Consider the following 15561-nt stretch of genomic DNA (forward strand, 5'->3'; position numbering starts at 1 on the left):
CGCCCCTGACGGCAGTTGCAGACACACCACATTCCACGGCCAGCCATTCGATTTATCTCACTCATCGTTGTCGGTGAATTTCTGGGTCAATCTCGGGCGTGGCTGACAAGCCAACAGCGAGGCGTTAATTTGCCGTCGCGGCGGCTCGTTTACCGAGAAAGCCGCCCTGCAAGAGGACCTTCGCATGTCCAGCCCCGCCCGCATCACCCAGGCACTCCAGCAAGGCCTGCGCCGCCTGGTCGGCAGCCACAGCCCGGCTGCCAGCGCCTACCGCCTGTTCGACCTACAGCTCAAGCAACGCATCACCCTTTCCCCATCACTTGCACGCCTGGTGTTCACCGGCCCGGATGTGGCCCAGATGGCCACCCTGGCCCCCGACCAACGGGTCAAGCTGTTCTTTCCCGCCCCAGATGGTTCGCTGCCTGTACTTCCCGCCGATGCCCACTGGAAAACTGCGCACAGCGCCTTGCCGCCAGCACAGCGCCCACCCATGCGTACCTACACCATCCGCGCGCTGCGTCGGGAAGCACTGGAAGTCGATGTAGATTTCGTGCTGCATGGCGTCAACGGCCCTGCTTCGGCTTGGGCCAGCCATGCCCAGGTGGGTGACCGCCTGCAGATGGTCGCGCCCAACCTGGCCTATGCCGGTGACCCCGGCGGTTATGAATGGAAGCCACCCCAGGGGGTGCGCAACGTACTGCTGGTGGGTGACGAAACGGCACTTCCGGCGATTGCCGGCATCCTTGAGCAACTGGCAGAGACCCAGCCCGAGCTTGCGGTGCAGGCGTTCATCGAGGTGCCGTTGGAAGCTGATTGCCTGGATCTGCGCCATGGCGATGCCACCGAACTGCATTGGCTGCCGCGCGAGCTGCTGGGCTGCGCGCATGGCCAGGCCATGCAGCATGCCGTGCGCGAACTGGCCAGCCTGCCACAGGAGCCTGCCGCACCACGGGCGAAGCTGGAAGAAGTGGACATCGACACACGGATCTTGTGGGAACAGGCCAGTAGCTCCAGCAGTGCGTTCCATGCCTGGGTCGCGGGGGAATCGGCGACGGTAATGGATATTCGCCGGTATCTGATCAAGGAGCGCGGGCTGCAACGAGAGTGCCTGACCCTGATGGGTTATTGGCGGGCCGGGCGGACCTTTGATTGACTTGAGTTAGCCTGGGGGCGCTTTGCGCCCCCGGCAATGGTTCAGACTGCCGCGATCAACGCCTCGGCAAACCGCTGCGCCACCTCGTCGATCTGCTCGCCACTGATAATCAACGGGGGCAGGAAACGCACCACCGCCCCATGTCGCCCACCCAACTCCAGGATCAGGCCGCGCTTGAGGCACTCGCGCTGCACCTTAGGCGCCAGGTCGCGGTTAGCCGGCGGGTGGCCCAGCGCATCAGGCTGGCCTTGTGGGTCGACCAGTTCCACTCCGAGCATCAGCCCACGCCCGCGAATGTCACCCAACTGCGGATAGTCCTGCTGCAACTGCAGCAGGTGCTTGCGCAAGCGCAGCCCCATAGCCTCGGCATGGTCGGCCAGGCGATGCTCGACCAAGTAATTGATCACCGCCGAACCCGCGGCCATGGCCATCTGGTTGCCACGGAAAGTGCCAGCATGTGCGCCCGGCTTCCAGGTATCCAGCCAGTCGCGGTACACCACCACCGCCAACGGCAGGCTGCCGCCAATGGCCTTGGACAGCGTGACCACGTCCGGGACGATGCCGGCATGTTCGAAGGCGAACATGCGCCCGGTGCGGGCAAAGCCGCTCTGGATCTCGTCGAGGATCAGCGCCACACCGGCCTGCTCGGTGATACGGCGCACACCCCTGAGCCATTCGATATCGGCCGGGATCACACCACCCTCGCCCTGCACCACCTCAAGGATCACCGCCGCCGGCAGTGGCACGCCGCTTTCCGGGTCGAGCAGCAGGTTTTCCAGGTAATGCAGGTTGGCCTTCACCCCGGCTTCGCCGCCCAAGCCGAACGGGCAGCGGTAGTCGTACGGGTAAGGCATGAACTGCACGCCGTTGCCGAGCAAGGCCCCCAGTGGCTGTTTCGGCCCATGGCTGCCCATCAGGCTCAGCGCGCCTTGGCTCATGCCATGGTAGGCGCCCTGGAAGGCCAGCACGGTGCTGCGGCCGGTGGCGGTGCGCACCAGCTTGAGCGCAGCCTCGACTGCATCAGTGCCGGTCGGGCCACAGAACTGCACCTTGGCCTCGCGGCGCAGCGCCTCGGGCAGGATGCCGAACAGGTCCTGGACGAAGCGGTCCTTGACCGGGGTGGTCAGGTCCAAGGTGTGCAGCGGCAACTCGTCAGCCAGCACCCGCTGGATCGCCTCGACCACCACCGGGTGGTTGTGGCCCAGGGCCAGGGTGCCGGCACCGGCCAGGCAGTCGATGAACTGGCGGCCTTCGACGTCTTCGACGTGGATGCCACGGGCACGCCTGAGCGCCAGCGGGATGCGCCGCGGGTAGCTGCGGGCGTTGGATTCCTGCTGTTGCTGGCGTTGCAGCAAAGGCGAATCGGTGAATTCGTACAAGGGTTGCGGCACGCTGGCCGGTACAACCCGGGCAAGGCTGGAAGCGGTGGACATGGGTAAATCCTCGCGAGCAAGCGGATGGGCGGTTATCGCTTTGGAAACGCTTGAGTGGGGGGAGGATTTAGCGGTTGTTACGCGATTTTATCTTTGTCTGTGCCGGCCCTTTCGCGGGTAAACCCGCTCCTACAACAACCACACCGCCCGCGTAGGAGCGGGTTCACCCGCGAAGAGGCCAGCACAGGCAAACCCGCCCCCACAGACCGCACCGCCCGTAGGAGCGGGTTCACCCGCGAAGAGGCCAGCACAGGCAAACCCACCCCCACAGCCGCACCGCCCGTAGGAGCGGGTTCACCCGCGAAGAGGCCAGCACAGGCGATAAACATCAATGCCCAGGACGCGCCGGTACCTGCAACAAGACCCGCAAGCCGTCACTACGGCTGTCAAAGCGCAGGCTACCGGCACACCGCTGCACGATCGCCTGCACAATCGCCAGCCCCAAACCGCAACCACCACTCTGCCCATTGCGCCAGAAGCGCTCGGTCAGGTGCTCCAGGTCCGCTTCAGCAATGCCTGGCCCATGGTCACGCACCATGAAGCCCACCTGGCCGTCCGCCATCTGCACCTCCAACTCCACGGCTTCATCGCCGCCATGACGCAAGGCGTTGTCCAGCAGGTTGCGCAGCGCTGCCACCGCCAACGGTGCCGGCATCCCCAGGTAGATTTGCGTCGCCTCCTCTGGCAAACGCAACACGATACGCCGGTTGTCGCCGCCGCCGGCATCCTGCACCGCCTGACGGGCCACCTGCTCGGCGCTGCACTGCACGCCATCCTCGAACGACAGGCTGCCTTCCACCCGCGCCAGCATCAGCAACTGCTCAAGCGTGCGGTGCATGCGGTCGGTGCCCTGCTCGGCATGCTCCAGCGCCTGCTCGCGCACTGCACCGTCGGTCATGCGCGCCACCTGCAGGTGGGTCTTGATCGCGGTCAGCGGGCTGCGCAGTTCATGCGCGGCATCGTCGGTCAGGCGCCGCTCACGCTCGAGGGTCTGGGCAATGCGCAGGAACAGCTGGTTCTGGGTCTCCAGCAACGGCTGCAACTCGCTGGGCATGCCCGCCACCTGCAGCGGCTCGACACTGTCCGCACGCCTGCGGCGCAACGCATCACGCATGCGGTTGAGCGGCTCCAGGCCCTTGCCAAGGCCGATCCACAACAGCCCCAGGCTGCCGAGCAGGGCCATCAGTACCGGCGCCGATGCCGCCAGCAGAATCGACTGGTTCAGCGCCTCGCGCTCCATGTGCCGGTCGGCCGTGGTGATGCGCACATCGCCGTGGTTGTAGGTAAAGGTGCGCCAAAGCGCATCGTCGATGGTCTGGTCACGAAACCCGCTGCGCTCGTCGTCCATGGCGCCATCGTGCTTGTGGTTGCTGGCGAGGATCTCGCCACGCAGCGAGCTGACCTGGCAGGCCATGCCATCCGGTACGCTGAACTGGTCGGCGGAAAAATGCGCCTCCCCGCCCTTGGCGGTCAGCGGCTGCGGCAGTTGGTCGATCAGCCCGGCGACCATACGCGCCGACGCCACCAGCCGCTGGTCGAGGGAAAACATCATCTGCTGGCGCAGGTCACGCAGCATCCACGCCGCGGCCAGCGCCCAGATGATCACGAAGGCACTGCCGAGGATCAGGCTCAGGCGCACCCGCAGGCTCATGATGCGGCCTCTTGCGGTGCCTGCGCCGGGCCCAGCCGGTAGCCCAGGCCACGCACGGTCTCGACAATGCCGTTACCCAGCTTGCGCCGCAGGTGGTGGATGTGCACGTTCAGGGCGTTGCTCTCGACTTCGTCGCTGAAACCATACACGCAGTCTTTCAGTTGCTCGCTGGACAGCACGCGCCCGGGGTTCTGCAGCAGCGCCTGGAGCAGGGCCTGCTCACGGCGGGACAGGTCGACATGCTGGCCGGCCAAGGTCGCCTCGCAGCTACTCGGGTCATAGCGCAGCGGGCCGTGCTCGATCACGTTCACCGCCCGCCCGGCCACCCGCCGCAGCAAGGTATGCAGGCGTGCGGCCAGCTCGCGCAGATCGAAGGGCTTGAGCAGGTAATCGTCGGCACCGGCCTGCAGGCCATCGACACGATCGGTGACGGCATCGCGGGCGGTGAGCACCAGTACCGGCAGGGTCTCGCCTTTTTCGCGCAGGCGGCGCAGCAGCTTGAGGCCGTCTTCGTCGGGCAGGCCGAGGTCGAGAATCATCACGTCAAACTGCGCGGCCTGCAGCATCGCCCGCGCAGCAGCGGCGTTACCCACCCGGTCCACAGTCAGGCCCTGGGCGGTGAGGCCGGCGCAGATGCCGGCGGCGATCAGGTCGTCGTCCTCGCAGAGCAGAACGTGCATGGTGGGGCTCCCGGAGTGGTGTGGCTGTTATTGCACCTTGGGCGGATTAAGGGGGGATTATGGACCTTTTGTGGGGGGTGGGGGGTTCGGCTTGGGTGTGGTGAGGGGCCGGGTTGTTCGTCGTGACATCTGCGAACACCTGCCACAGGCGCCGCGGACGCTATGGCGAACACCTTGGCCCTACATCAACCCCTGCGGGGTATCCACATCCAGCAACACCCCAGCATCCTCCACCTCAACCACAACACAACAATCCCGCTGCGCCTGCACCACCGCCCGCGCCCCTTCATCGCCGGCCAATAGCCCCAGCGCCGGCCAGAAATCGCGCCCAAAAATCACCGGGTGGCCCTGCTGCCCGGCATGGCGTGGCAACACAATGTTCGAAGCGCTGGAAGCCTCGGCCAAGCGGCGCAAGGTAGCCAACTCGATCCACGGCATATCACCCAACAAGATCGCCACCGCCTGTGCCTGGCTGTCGCCCAACGACCCGACCCCGGCCGCCAGGCTGTGCCCCATGCCCGCTGCCGCATCCGGGCTGACGATCACTCGGTAACCGCCAGGCAAACCGAAATCCCCGCCCTGCTCGCCCGCGCGCAACACCACACGCACATCATCAAACACCGCCCGTGCCCGCTCCGCGCTATGCGCCAGCAAACTGCGGCCATCCGCCAGGGTCGCCCGGCGCTTGTCAGCGCCGAAACGCGTGCCGCGCCCCGCCGCCAGCACCAGCGCAACCACGCTCACAGCGCCGCCCGCTCGATGCCGTTGCGCACACGAAGGATATCGGCCAGTACCGCCAGGGCGATCTCGGCCGGGGTCTTGCTGCCCAGGTTCAGGCCAATCGGCGCATGGATGCGCGCCAGCTCGTCGCAACCCAGGCCACCAATTCGCTGCAAGCGTTCGCGACGCTTGTCGGAGGTGGCCTTGGAGCCCATCACGCCGATGTAGAACGCTTCGGTCCGCACGGCTTCAAGCATGGCCAGGTCATCGATTTTTGGATCATGGGTCAATGCCACCACTGCCGTGTCGGCATGGCAACCGCCATTGGCGATGAATTCCGACGGTAGCTCGCGGCGCACCTCAATGCCATTCAGCACTACGCCGTCGAGTACTTCATCACGCGGCTCGCAAAGGATGACCTCAAAACCCATGCCCCTGCCGAATTCGACGCAAAAATGCGCCACGCTGGAATAACCGGCCAGCAGCAGCCGCTGGGCGGCGCTGACACGCAACCGCACCCGGGCATTTTCCCGTTCCACCCGTGGCCCCTGACTATGGTCATCGAACAGCTGGCGGGTACCCGTAGGCAGGCTCACCTCACGCAGTATCCGGCGCTGGCCCTGCAGCGCACGTTCCAGCTCACGCAGATGCGCCTGCACCTCGCATTCAACCGGCAGGTTCTCCACCAGTACTTCAAGCACACCGCCACACGGCAGGCGAACGCGCGAACGCGGGTCGCTGCCGTCGCCATAACGCACGATGGCAACCGGCTCCGGGAATTCCCCCAGGGCCACGCGTTCGAGAAAGTCGTCTTCGACACAGCCACCGGACAGCGAGCCCAGCCACTGGCCGCTGGCGTTCACCGCCAGCAGCGAACCCGGCGCACGCGGCGCCGAGCCGTAGGTGGCGAGCACCGTGCACAACCATACCCGCTGGCCGTCGCAGGACCACTGCAAAGCCTGACGGATCACCTGTAGATCGAGATGCTGCACGCTTTACTCCGCCTTCAGCTCGGCGAGCTGCTGTAGGTTCAGGTCGCCGGGCAATCCACCCCAGGCCTGGCGCAGGTAGTTGACCATATCTATCACCTGTTGGTCATCAAGCTTGTCGGCAAAGCCCGGCATCGGCTGCATGCGCTCGAAGCCGGTGAACTGCTGTTCACGGATGCCTTCGAGGACCACCTTGACCAGATTGCGCGAGTCGGCCTGGCGCAGCACGGTGTTGCCGCGCATGGCTACGGCGATGTGCGGCTTGCCCTCGCCGTCGACCCCATGGCAGCCGGCGCAGACGTTCAGGTACTGCTGGTGGCCCCGCTTGGCACTGTCGCTCATCTGCTCCAGGGCAACGGACTCGATAGCCTTGGCCGGCGGCGGCTGGTCGCCCAGCAGGTAGGTGGCCATGGCCGCAAGGTCTGCATCTTCCAGGTGCTGGGTGCTGTGGTGCACCACCGGGAACATCTCGTTGAACATGCTGCCCTGGGCGCTGATGCCGTGCTTGAGGAAGGTGGTCAGGTCCGGCTGGGTCCAGCCGCGCTCGGCCAGGTCCTGGGCCAGCAGGCTTGGCGCCAGGTAGCCACCCAGCAGGCCGCCGCTCAGGCGTTGGTCCTGCTGCAGCGCACCGATTGCATTGCGCGGGGTATGGCATTCGCCACAATGGCCCATGACCTCTACCATGTACTGGCCGCGCTGCCAGGCCGGGCTTTTACCCTCGGTCGGCTGCAGTTGCACGCTCTTGCCATACAGCATGTTCCAGCCGCTGAGCCCCATGCGCACATTGAACGGGAAGCGCAGCGCGGTCTGCGGTGCCGGGCGGTTGATCGGCGGTATGGTCATCAGGTAGGCGAGGATCGCGTCCGAATCTTCACGCTTGATCAGGTGGTACGAGGTGTAAGGCATCGCAGGATAAAGGTTGGCGCCATCCTTGCGCTTGCCCTCGGTGACTGCGGCGAAGAACTCGTCGGCGCTGTAGTTGCCGATGCCATACTGTTTGTCCGGGGTGATATTGCTGCCATAAATGGTGCCGAACGGCGAATGGATCGGCAGGCCGCCCGCATACGGCGCGCCGCCTTCGGCGGTGTGGCAGGCCATGCAGTCGGCCGCGCGGGCCAGGTATTCACCGCGCTTGACCTGCGCATCGTCGGCCGCCAAGGCAAACGAACTGACAGCCAGCCCGAGGGCCAACGCCGAGGCGCTACGTACGAAGCCCATGTTCAACCCTCCTTGACCAGGCCGAGATCGTTGAGCACCTTGCGGGTGGCATCGTAGTAACGCACATAGCCTGTGCAGCGGCAGATGTGGTGACCGAGGCTGGCCTCGATGCGGTCCTCCACTTCGCTCTTCTTCAACGGCTGGCGCTGGGCCGTTTCCACCAGCACGGTAGCGGCATTGACGAAGCCTGGTGCGCAGTAGCTGCACTGGAAGGCGAACAGGTCGACGAACTTCTGCTGGATCGGGTTGAGCGTCAGGTTGCCGGCCTCGTCTTTCTTGGCATGGCCTTCGATGGTGCGAACCTTCTTGCCTTCGAAGTAATGCGCACCGGTGATGCAGGTGCGCACTTCTTCGCTGGTGCCGTCGGGGTTGTCGACGATCACCACGCAGGCGTGGCAGATGCCCTGGCCGCAACCCAGGCGCGAGCCGGTGAGGTTCTGGTGTTCGTGCAGGTAGTCGATCATCGCCAGGTCCGCGGGGACCTCGACCGGCCCGACCGGTTGACCATTGAGCGTCAGTTGCAGTGGACGGTTAGCCATTGAGGGCCTCCTTGATACGGGCTGGGGTGATGGGGAGATCGCGCACGCGCTTGCCGATGGCATGCGCGACGGCATTGCCGATGGCACCGACGACCGGGATCATCACCACTTCGGCGATGCCCTTGGAGGGGTCGGTCGGTGACAGCGGCGGGAGGATTTCGCTGGTCTGCTGCCACACCGCCACATCGCGCGCATGCGGCAGGCGGTAGCGGTTGAAGTTCCAGTCGCCCTCCCCGGGCCCACCCTCGTACAACGGCATTTCTTCGGTCAGTGCATGGCCAATGCCCATGGCGATACCGCCTTCGAGCTGGCCCTTGACCAGTTCCGGCACCAGCACCCGGCCACACTCGACCCAACTGTGGTGGTTGAGCACCTGCGTCTCCAAGGTGCCTTTGTTGACCTTGACCTCGACGATGGTCGCCACCGGGCTGTAGTAGGTGACCATGGCGTTGTTCAGCTGGGTGTCGGGGTAGGCTGCATTCTGCCGGTCGAGCAGGTGATAGCCATGGCTGCCCATCTGCGCCTTCTTGGCATTCACCGCACCATCGCCGTATTTCACCGCCATGGCATCGAGCGGGAAGCGCTCGCGCACGCCATCGATGACAAAGTCGGCCTCGGCCCAGCTCCAGCGGTTGAAGCCGTGCACGCTCACGCCAGTAACCAGCCCCATGTCGTGGGCCTTCTGCGCCAGCTGGGCAAACGGAATCGGCGCCAGGCCGTTGCCGGTCAGCTCACCGTTGACCCACACCGCATTTTCACGGCGCACCACCAGCGGGTTGGCCTGGCCGCCGTGCGGGCCTTGGCTCCAGATCGCCATGGCCGCCGGCCACAGCCCATGATTGAACAGCACACGCGCCGCTTCGCGGGTGGCATGGCTGAAGTAGAAGGCCGAGTTGGTGGCCGACGACGGCGACGCCAGCTTGCCGACCCAGCGCGGGTTGCGCAGCGCGGCGTCCTGTTCGGGCTGACTGATCAGGTAGGGGTTGCCGCTGGTGGTCAGCTGCAGCTCCGGCCATTCGGTGACCGCGGTCTTCACCTCGTCGGCCGAACGGCCAAGGAAGTCGCTGACCACCAGTGCTTGGGAAGTGGACATGCCAGTGCCCAGCTCGGTGCCGATGTGGCGCAGGCTGATGCGACCATCGGCGCTGAACTCGACACTGGCCATCGGCGCCTCGGAGCCTGTGCCGAAGTCCTTCTGGCAGATGGCGAAGCCGACGCCGTACCAGTGGTCCGGGTCCTTGGCGTCCATCTGTTGCTTGCGGGCCTCGCGGTTGCGCCACCACTCGTGCACAGCGGCCTTGTCGAGGATCTCGTAAAGGCGCAGGGCGCCGGCCGGGACCGCACCCTGGGTGTTCTTCATGCCCGATTTCAGCGCGTTGGCGCGGCGTAGGTCGATAGCATCGACCCCCAGGCGGCCAGCGATCTCATCCACCATCATCTCGGTGGCCGCCATGCTCTGCAGGGTGCCGTAACCGCGCATGGAACCGGCCTCGACGCCACGGGAGTAGTAGGCGGTCACCGACAGGTCGTTCTGTGGCATGTAGTAGATCGACTGGGCAGCAGTGGCGCCCACGGCGGCCACCGACGGGCTGTAGTTGATGCGCCCGCCGCCGTCGCAGCTCATGTCGGCGCGGAAGATCTTGAAGCTGTTGTCCTTCTTGTCCACCGCCAACTGGTAGCGGATATCGAAGGCATGGCGCTTGATGCCGCTCTGGAACTGCTCGTAGCGGTCGTTGGCCAGGCGGATCGGCACGCCGGCGCCGTAAAGCGCAGCCACCGCGGCATAGAAGACGAAGATGTTGTTGTCTTTTGAGCCATAGCCCACGGTATAGCCCGGGTGCATGTTCAGCGTGTTCAGGGCAAAGCGCGACGGCTTGATCATGTGCACGCATTCCTGCGCCACTTCGAACGGGCACTGGGTGGCGACCACGAAGTGCAGCGTGCCCGTGGCCGGGTCATACCAGCCGTTACCGTTGTCCGGCTCCAGCGCGGCAGGTTCGATGGATGGCGTCTTGTAGCGCTCGTCGAACACCAGCCAGTCCTCGGGCGGGTTGTCCAGCTGCTCGGCCATGCGCTTGGCGTAGAACAACCCCTGCTCGGTCAGGTCGCCGTGCTGGTTGGGCTGCTTCGACCACACCGGCTTGCGGTTGAGAATGGTGGGGAACAGCATGGAGTTCTTCAGGCTGGAGAACTCATCGTCGTCGAACGGCGTGGCGCCACCCACCCGCACGAAGCGGAAGCTGCCATAAGGGTCGCGCTGGTACAGCGGCGCCTGGGCACCGTAGCGGATCGCCTGCTGATTGAACTGCAGCTTGCGCTTGGCCTGGCGGAAGCGCTCGAAGTCGTGCCAGATCAGGATCGCCACCGGGTGGCCGATGAACATCGGCACCTTGCCGGGCGGCAGCAGCGGGTCGGGCGAATGGGCCTCGGGCCAGGCAATGCCGTCCTGTTCGAGGTCGGCGGCGGTGACGATGCGGTCCGGCTGCAGGTCGCTGCCGAGCAGGCTGAGGTCATGGCCGGCATAAATCCGGTCGACCTTGGTCGCCTTGAGCAGCAGCGCATGACCTTGCTGCGCGGGCCAGCCGGGCATGTCCTTGGCGCGGATGTCGCGGGCGAATACTTTGTCGCCGCAGACCTTGGACAAGGCATCGTTACGGAAACGCGCCTTGCCGTCGTGGTTCATCCACTTCTGTGGCGAGGTGGTGACGCGCTCCTCCATCAACGCGGCGAAGGCCTGGCTGCCAAGTGGCGCCATGGTCACGCCGACACCAGCGACCAGGCCGCCTTGCAGGAAGGCGCGCCGGGAAATATCACGGTTGGACATGCTTGATCCTCTGGGCAGTTGGGGCCTGCCCTTTCTTTTGATTCTTGGCCTGGCTTGATAAAAGCTGACCTTGGCGTCAACTTTACAGCAATTGGGTGGATATAGGCAAAGTCAAGCCGACAATGTGTCGCGGTATGTATAGGGCAAGGGGCGGAATTCGCGCTTTGGCGGGTAGGTGTTTGGCGGGAGATTTTCAGCGGCTGGTAGGTGTTCGCTGGGAGATTTTCAGCGCCTGGTAGGTGTTCGCCGCGAGAGTTTCAGCGCCTGGTAGGTGTTCGCCGCGAGATTTTCAGCGGCTGGTAGGTGTTTGCCGGGAGATTTTCAGCGCCTGGTAGGTGTTCGCCGGGAGATTTTCAGCGCCTGGTAGGTGTTCGCCGGGAGATTTTCAGCGCCTGTGAGATCGAGCGCCGCCCGCGCGGCGCTTCGCGGGTAAACCCGCTCCTACGTTTGTTTCGGGCCAATTATTCCTGTGGGATTTGCGCGCGACCGCCTTGGCGCATGTCTCGATATCGCGTCGTACAAACAAGGCGGTCGCGCGCGACTGGTGCAGGAGGGACTGGCCCGAAACAAACGTAGGAGCGGGTTTACCCGCGAAGCGCCGCGCGGGCGGCGCTCGATCTCGCAGGCGCTGAAAATCCCCCGGCAAACACCTCAAAATTCCAACGCCGTCCCCTCAAAATTCCAACACCGCCCCCTCGAAAATCCAACAACAAAGACCCTGCAAACCCAGAACAAACTCTTACTACTCCTGACTCACCCCCAACCCCAACACCCGCGTTAACCTTCATTTAATCAACCCCAGCCAGCATGGCCCCATTCCCAGATCTGCCAAGGCGAAGACATGCGCGTTCTCCTGCTCTTCCTCACACTCCTACTGGCCGGCCCGTTGCAAGCCAACCCGTTCGATGTGAAACCAGACTTCCTGCCGGTTGACCAAGCCTTCGTGCTCACCCACGACCGCCAGGCCGACGGCCAGATGCGCCTGTACTTCCAGATCAAGCCGGGCTACTACCTGTACCAGAAGCGCCTGAAGTTCGATGGCCCGCCCACCGAGCAACACCCGCAACTGCCACCGGCACTCAACCATCACGACGAGTTCTTTGGCGACAGCGCGGTGTACCGCGACCAGCTTGAACTGCTATTGCCTGCCAACGCCCAGGGTCAGTTGCGCCTGGGCTGGCAGGGCTGTGCCGATGCCGGCCTATGCTACCCGCCGCAAACCACCTCGATCGACTTGGGTGGCAGCGTAACGCCCGCCGCCGAGCAAGCCAGCGACCAGGCCCTGGCCAGCGGCCTTCAGCAAGGCCACCTGGCATGGAGCCTGCTGGCGTTCTTCGGCCTTGGGCTGCTGCTGGCCTTCACCCCCTGCTCGCTGCCGATGCTGCCGATCCTTGCCGGGCTGGTGCTGGGCAATGGCGCAAGTGCCCGGCGCGGCTGGCTGCTGGCCGGGGTCTATGTGCTGAGCATGGCCTTGGTGTACGCCGGGCTCGGGGTGGTTGCTGCCCTGCTGGGTGCCAGCCTGCAGGCCTGGCTGCAGCAACCCTGGCTGCTGGGCAGCCTGGCAGGGCTGTTCGTGCTGCTGGCACTGCCGATGTTCGGCGTCTTCGAACTGCAACTGCCTGCCGCCCTGCGCGACCGCCTGGACCGCGCCGGGCAAGGTACCCGTGGCGGCAACCTGTATGGCGCGGCATTGCTCGGGGCGTTGTCCGGCCTGTTGCTCGGCCCGTGCATGACTGCGCCGTTGGCCGGTGCGCTGCTGTACATCGCGCAGAGCGGTGACGTGCTGCAAGGCGCGCTGGTGCTGTTCAGCCTCGGCCTGGGCATGGGCGTGCCGCTGCTGTTGCTGGTAACCCTGGGCAACCGTTATCTGCCGCGCCCGGGTGCGTGGATGAACCGGGTCAAGGGGGTGTTCGGTTTCGTGTTCCTGGCCATGGCGCTGTACACCGTGCGCAGCCTACTGCCTGCTACCTTGCTGCTGGCACTGAGCGGCGCCTGGCTGATCGCCTTGGCCTGGGCTGCCTGGCCAGCCCTGCAGCGGCTGCCGGCGTTGCGCGCCGTACCGCTGTTGGGCGCGCTGTGGGGCGGCCTGTTGCTGGTCGGTGCGGCAGCAGGCGGCGACGACCTCTGGCAGCCACTACGCCCGTTCGCCGGGGGTGGCAGCACAGCGGCCGCTGGCCAGCATGCCGAGGACAGCTTCGTCACCGTCAGCCGCCCCGAGGACCTGCAACGTGAGCTGGACGCGGCCAAGGCCCGCGGCCAGTGGGTGATGCTCGACTACTATGCCGACTGGTGCGTGTCGTGCAAAGTCATGGAAAAACAGGTGTTCGCCCGCAGCGACGTGCAGACCGGCCTGGCCGGCGTGCACCTGCTGCGCCTGGACGTGACCGCCGACAGCCCGGCCAGCAAAGCCCTGCTGCAGCGCTACCAGGTACCCGGCCCGCCCAGCATCATCTGGATCGGCCCGGATGGCGAAGAACGCCGCGCGCGGCGTATCACCGGTGAGGTGGACGCAGCAGCGTTCCAGCAACACTGGGTCCAGACCAGGAGCCAAGGCTGATGCTGACCGTAACACTCGGGCCACTGACCATGGCCCTCAACCACCTGCTGATGCTCACCGCCCTGGTGATCGCCAGCGTGGTCGGCTGGTGGGTCGCCCGACGTGGCGGCGAGAGCCCGGAATCGGCGCTGTTCAACCTGTTCCTGATCGGCCTGCTGTGTGCCCGCGCCGGCTTCGTACTGGCCTACTGGCCGATGTACCGGGACGACCCGCTGCAAATCATCGACATCCGTGACGGCGGCTTCCTGTTCTGGTCGGGCCTTGCGGGCATCGTGCTCGGAGCCCTGTGGCAGGGCTGGCGCCACCCCGGCCTGCGCCGCCCGCTAGGCTGGGCGCTGTTCAGCGGCGCACTGTTCTGGGGCCTGGCCAGCCTCGGCGGCCACCTGTACAGCAAAGGCACCGAACTGCCCGAACTGAGCCTGCGCAACGCCGGCGGCCAGGCCGTGGCATTGCACAGCTACCGCGGCAAGCCGCTGGTCATCAACATCTGGGCCACCTGGTGCCCGCCGTGTCGGCGTGAGATGCCAGTGCTGCAACAGGCACAAAGCGATTACCCGCACGTGACCTTCCTGTTCGTCAACCAGGGCGAGACCCCGGAAAACGTCAGCACCTTCCTCGCCACCACCGGCCTGAGCCTGACCCACGTGCTGTTCGACGGCACCGGCCTGCTGGCCCAGCGTGTCGGCTCCATGGCCTTGCCCACCACCCTGTTCTACGACGCCAACGGGCGGCTGGTCGGCAGCCACCTGGGCGAACTGTCCCGGGCCAGCCTGCGCCACGCCCTGGAACCTTTCGACCGGGCCATTGCGCCCGCCCCTGCCGCACAAGGAAACTGACATGCGATTGACTGCACTGCTGCCCCTGTCCCTGGCCCTGCTGGCCGCCCCTGCCCTGCAAGCCGAAGAACTGCCCAAAGCGGTTCAGCAGCTGCAAGCCAAAGGCGCCGTGATCAAGGGCAGCTTCGATGCGCCCAACGGCCTGCGCGGTTATGCCGCCGAGTACCAGAACAACGCCCTGGCCCTGTACCTGACCCCCGACGGCAAGCACGTGCTGGTCGGCAGCCTGTTCGACGAACAGGGCAAGGACCTGAGCGCCGAGCCGCTGCAAAAGCTGGTATACGCGCCGATGAGCAAGGAAATCTGGGCGAAAATGGAAAAGACCGCGTGGATCGCCGATGGCAAGGCCGACGCGCCGCGCAAGGTGTACCTGTTCAGCGACCCGAACTGCCCCTACTGCAACATGTTCTGGGAACAGGCGCGGCCGTGGGTAGAGTCGGGCAAGGTGCAGTTGCGCCATATCATGGTCGGCATCATCCGCGAGGACAGCCCGGGCAAGTCAGCGGCACTGCTGGCGGCGAAAGACCCGTCCAAGGCACTGCAACAGCATGAGAAGGCCGGCAAGGCCAGCACCCTGAAGGCGCTGGAACAGGTGCCAGAGGCTGTGCAACAGAAACTGGCGGCGAACATGGCGTTGATGGAAGAGATGGGGTTGCAGGCGACCCCAGCCATTTTCTATCAGGATGAGCAAGGCAACCTGCAAAGCCAGCAAGGGGCACCACGGCCGGAGATGCTGGGGAAGATTCTGGGCAAGCGCTAGTGCATGTGGTGGGGCAAAGATCGAGCTCCGCGAAGCAGGTGACGCGGGGCATGGCACCGGCTACGCCGGTGTTCGCGGGTGAACCCGCTCCTACGGGGCTCGCGCTAACGGCTGGATTGTACGCCAGGCACGTGATCGCAAGGCCTGCGCGGTCGGGCGTAGGAGCGGGTTTACCCGCGAAAGGGCCGGACCTGCTGGCCA

Annotated in this window: 12 protein-coding genes; 4 read left to right on the top strand and 8 right to left on the bottom strand. The window is 65.3% G+C overall.

Going from position 1 to position 15561, the window contains the following annotated elements:
- Positions 1-184 precede the first annotated feature (184 nt).
- Positions 185-1153, top strand: a complete 969-nt coding sequence (locus C4Q27_RS02610) for a siderophore-interacting protein (protein ID WP_064491659.1) — start codon at positions 185-187, stop codon at positions 1151-1153.
- 41 nt (positions 1154-1194) lie between these two features.
- On the opposite strand, the gene C4Q27_RS02615 is transcribed toward C4Q27_RS02610, so the two are convergent.
- From C4Q27_RS02615 to C4Q27_RS02655, 8 genes are all read right to left on the bottom strand, one after another.
- Positions 1195-2586, bottom strand: a complete 1392-nt coding sequence (locus C4Q27_RS02615; RefSeq protein WP_104886414.1) for an aspartate aminotransferase family protein — start codon at positions 2584-2586, stop codon at positions 1195-1197.
- 328 nt (positions 2587-2914) lie between these two features.
- Entirely contained in the window at positions 2915-4237 is a 1323-nt protein-coding gene (locus C4Q27_RS02625) for an ATP-binding protein (protein WP_014590245.1), read from the bottom strand.
- On the bottom strand, positions 4234-4917 hold the full coding sequence (locus C4Q27_RS02630) for a response regulator transcription factor (RefSeq protein ID WP_004576176.1): 684 nt from the start codon (positions 4915-4917) through the stop codon (positions 4234-4236). Before C4Q27_RS02630 ends, C4Q27_RS02625 begins: the two co-directional genes overlap by 4 nt.
- Before the next feature lie 180 nt (positions 4918-5097).
- Entirely contained in the window at positions 5098-5661 is a 564-nt protein-coding gene (locus tag C4Q27_RS02635; RefSeq protein ID WP_014590244.1) for an NTP transferase domain-containing protein, read from the bottom strand.
- Entirely contained in the window at positions 5658-6629 is a 972-nt protein-coding gene (locus tag C4Q27_RS02640) for an XdhC family protein (RefSeq protein ID WP_104886415.1), read from the bottom strand. The genes C4Q27_RS02635 and C4Q27_RS02640 overlap by 4 nt, the downstream gene beginning before the upstream one ends.
- 3 nt (positions 6630-6632) lie before the next feature.
- Positions 6633-7844, bottom strand: a complete 1212-nt coding sequence (locus tag C4Q27_RS02645; protein ID WP_020193764.1) for a cytochrome c — start codon at positions 7842-7844, stop codon at positions 6633-6635.
- Positions 7845-7846: 2 nt separating this feature from the next.
- Positions 7847-8383 carry a (2Fe-2S)-binding protein gene (locus tag C4Q27_RS02650; protein ID WP_003254265.1) on the bottom strand — a complete coding sequence of 179 codons (537 nt, stop codon included), beginning with the start codon at positions 8381-8383 and terminating at the stop codon, positions 7847-7849.
- Complete coding sequence (locus C4Q27_RS02655; protein WP_104886416.1) at positions 8376-11207, bottom strand: xanthine dehydrogenase family protein molybdopterin-binding subunit; 2832 nt, start codon at positions 11205-11207, stop codon at positions 8376-8378. The genes C4Q27_RS02650 and C4Q27_RS02655 overlap by 8 nt, the downstream gene beginning before the upstream one ends.
- Positions 11208-12048: 841 nt before the next feature.
- Between C4Q27_RS02655 and dsbD the strand changes: the two genes are divergently transcribed.
- Genes dsbD through dsbG form a run of 3 tightly spaced genes read left to right on the top strand, consistent with a single transcriptional unit; the run spans position 12049 to position 15360 of the window.
- The gene (gene dsbD / locus C4Q27_RS02670) at positions 12049-13764 is read left to right on the top strand and encodes a protein-disulfide reductase DsbD (protein ID WP_104886417.1); all 1716 of its coding nucleotides are present in this window, start codon (positions 12049-12051) and stop codon (positions 13762-13764) included.
- Positions 13764-14600 carry a TlpA disulfide reductase family protein gene (locus C4Q27_RS02675; RefSeq protein ID WP_047604132.1) on the top strand — a complete coding sequence of 279 codons (837 nt, stop codon included), beginning with the start codon at positions 13764-13766 and terminating at the stop codon, positions 14598-14600. The genes dsbD and C4Q27_RS02675 overlap by 1 nt, the downstream gene beginning before the upstream one ends.
- Position 14601: 1 nt before the next feature.
- Positions 14602-15360 (top strand): thiol:disulfide interchange protein DsbG, encoded by a 759-nt coding sequence (dsbG, locus tag C4Q27_RS02680; RefSeq protein WP_003254270.1) that lies wholly within the window; start codon positions 14602-14604, stop codon positions 15358-15360.
- Positions 15361-15561: the final 201 nt, after the last annotated feature.

Origin of the sequence: Pseudomonas sp. SWI36 (genome assembly GCF_002948105.1) — a bacterium.
GTDB classification, from domain to species: domain Bacteria; phylum Pseudomonadota; class Gammaproteobacteria; order Pseudomonadales; family Pseudomonadaceae; genus Aquipseudomonas; species Aquipseudomonas alloputida.

Coding starts and splice junctions, on each gene's coding strand:
- C4Q27_RS02645 (WP_020193764.1), bottom strand. CDS start 7,844: ATGGGCTTCGTACGTAGCGCCTCGGCGTTGGCCCTCGGGCTGGCTGTC.
- C4Q27_RS02630 (WP_004576176.1), bottom strand. CDS start 4,917: ATGCACGTTCTGCTCTGCGAGGACGACGACCTGATCGCCGCCGGCATC.
- C4Q27_RS02655 (WP_104886416.1), bottom strand. CDS start 11,207: ATGTCCAACCGTGATATTTCCCGGCGCGCCTTCCTGCAAGGCGGCCTG.
- C4Q27_RS02625 (WP_014590245.1), bottom strand. CDS start 4,237: ATGAGCCTGCGGGTGCGCCTGAGCCTGATCCTCGGCAGTGCCTTCGTG.
- C4Q27_RS02650 (WP_003254265.1), bottom strand. CDS start 8,383: ATGGCTAACCGTCCACTGCAACTGACGCTCAATGGTCAACCGGTCGGG.
- C4Q27_RS02615 (WP_104886414.1), bottom strand. CDS start 2,586: ATGTCCACCGCTTCCAGCCTTGCCCGGGTTGTACCGGCCAGCGTGCCG.
- dsbD (WP_104886417.1), top strand. CDS start 12,049: ATGCGCGTTCTCCTGCTCTTCCTCACACTCCTACTGGCCGGCCCGTTG.
- C4Q27_RS02610 (WP_064491659.1), top strand. CDS start 185: ATGTCCAGCCCCGCCCGCATCACCCAGGCACTCCAGCAAGGCCTGCGC.
- dsbG (WP_003254270.1), top strand. CDS start 14,602: ATGCGATTGACTGCACTGCTGCCCCTGTCCCTGGCCCTGCTGGCCGCC.
- C4Q27_RS02675 (WP_047604132.1), top strand. CDS start 13,764: ATGCTGACCGTAACACTCGGGCCACTGACCATGGCCCTCAACCACCTG.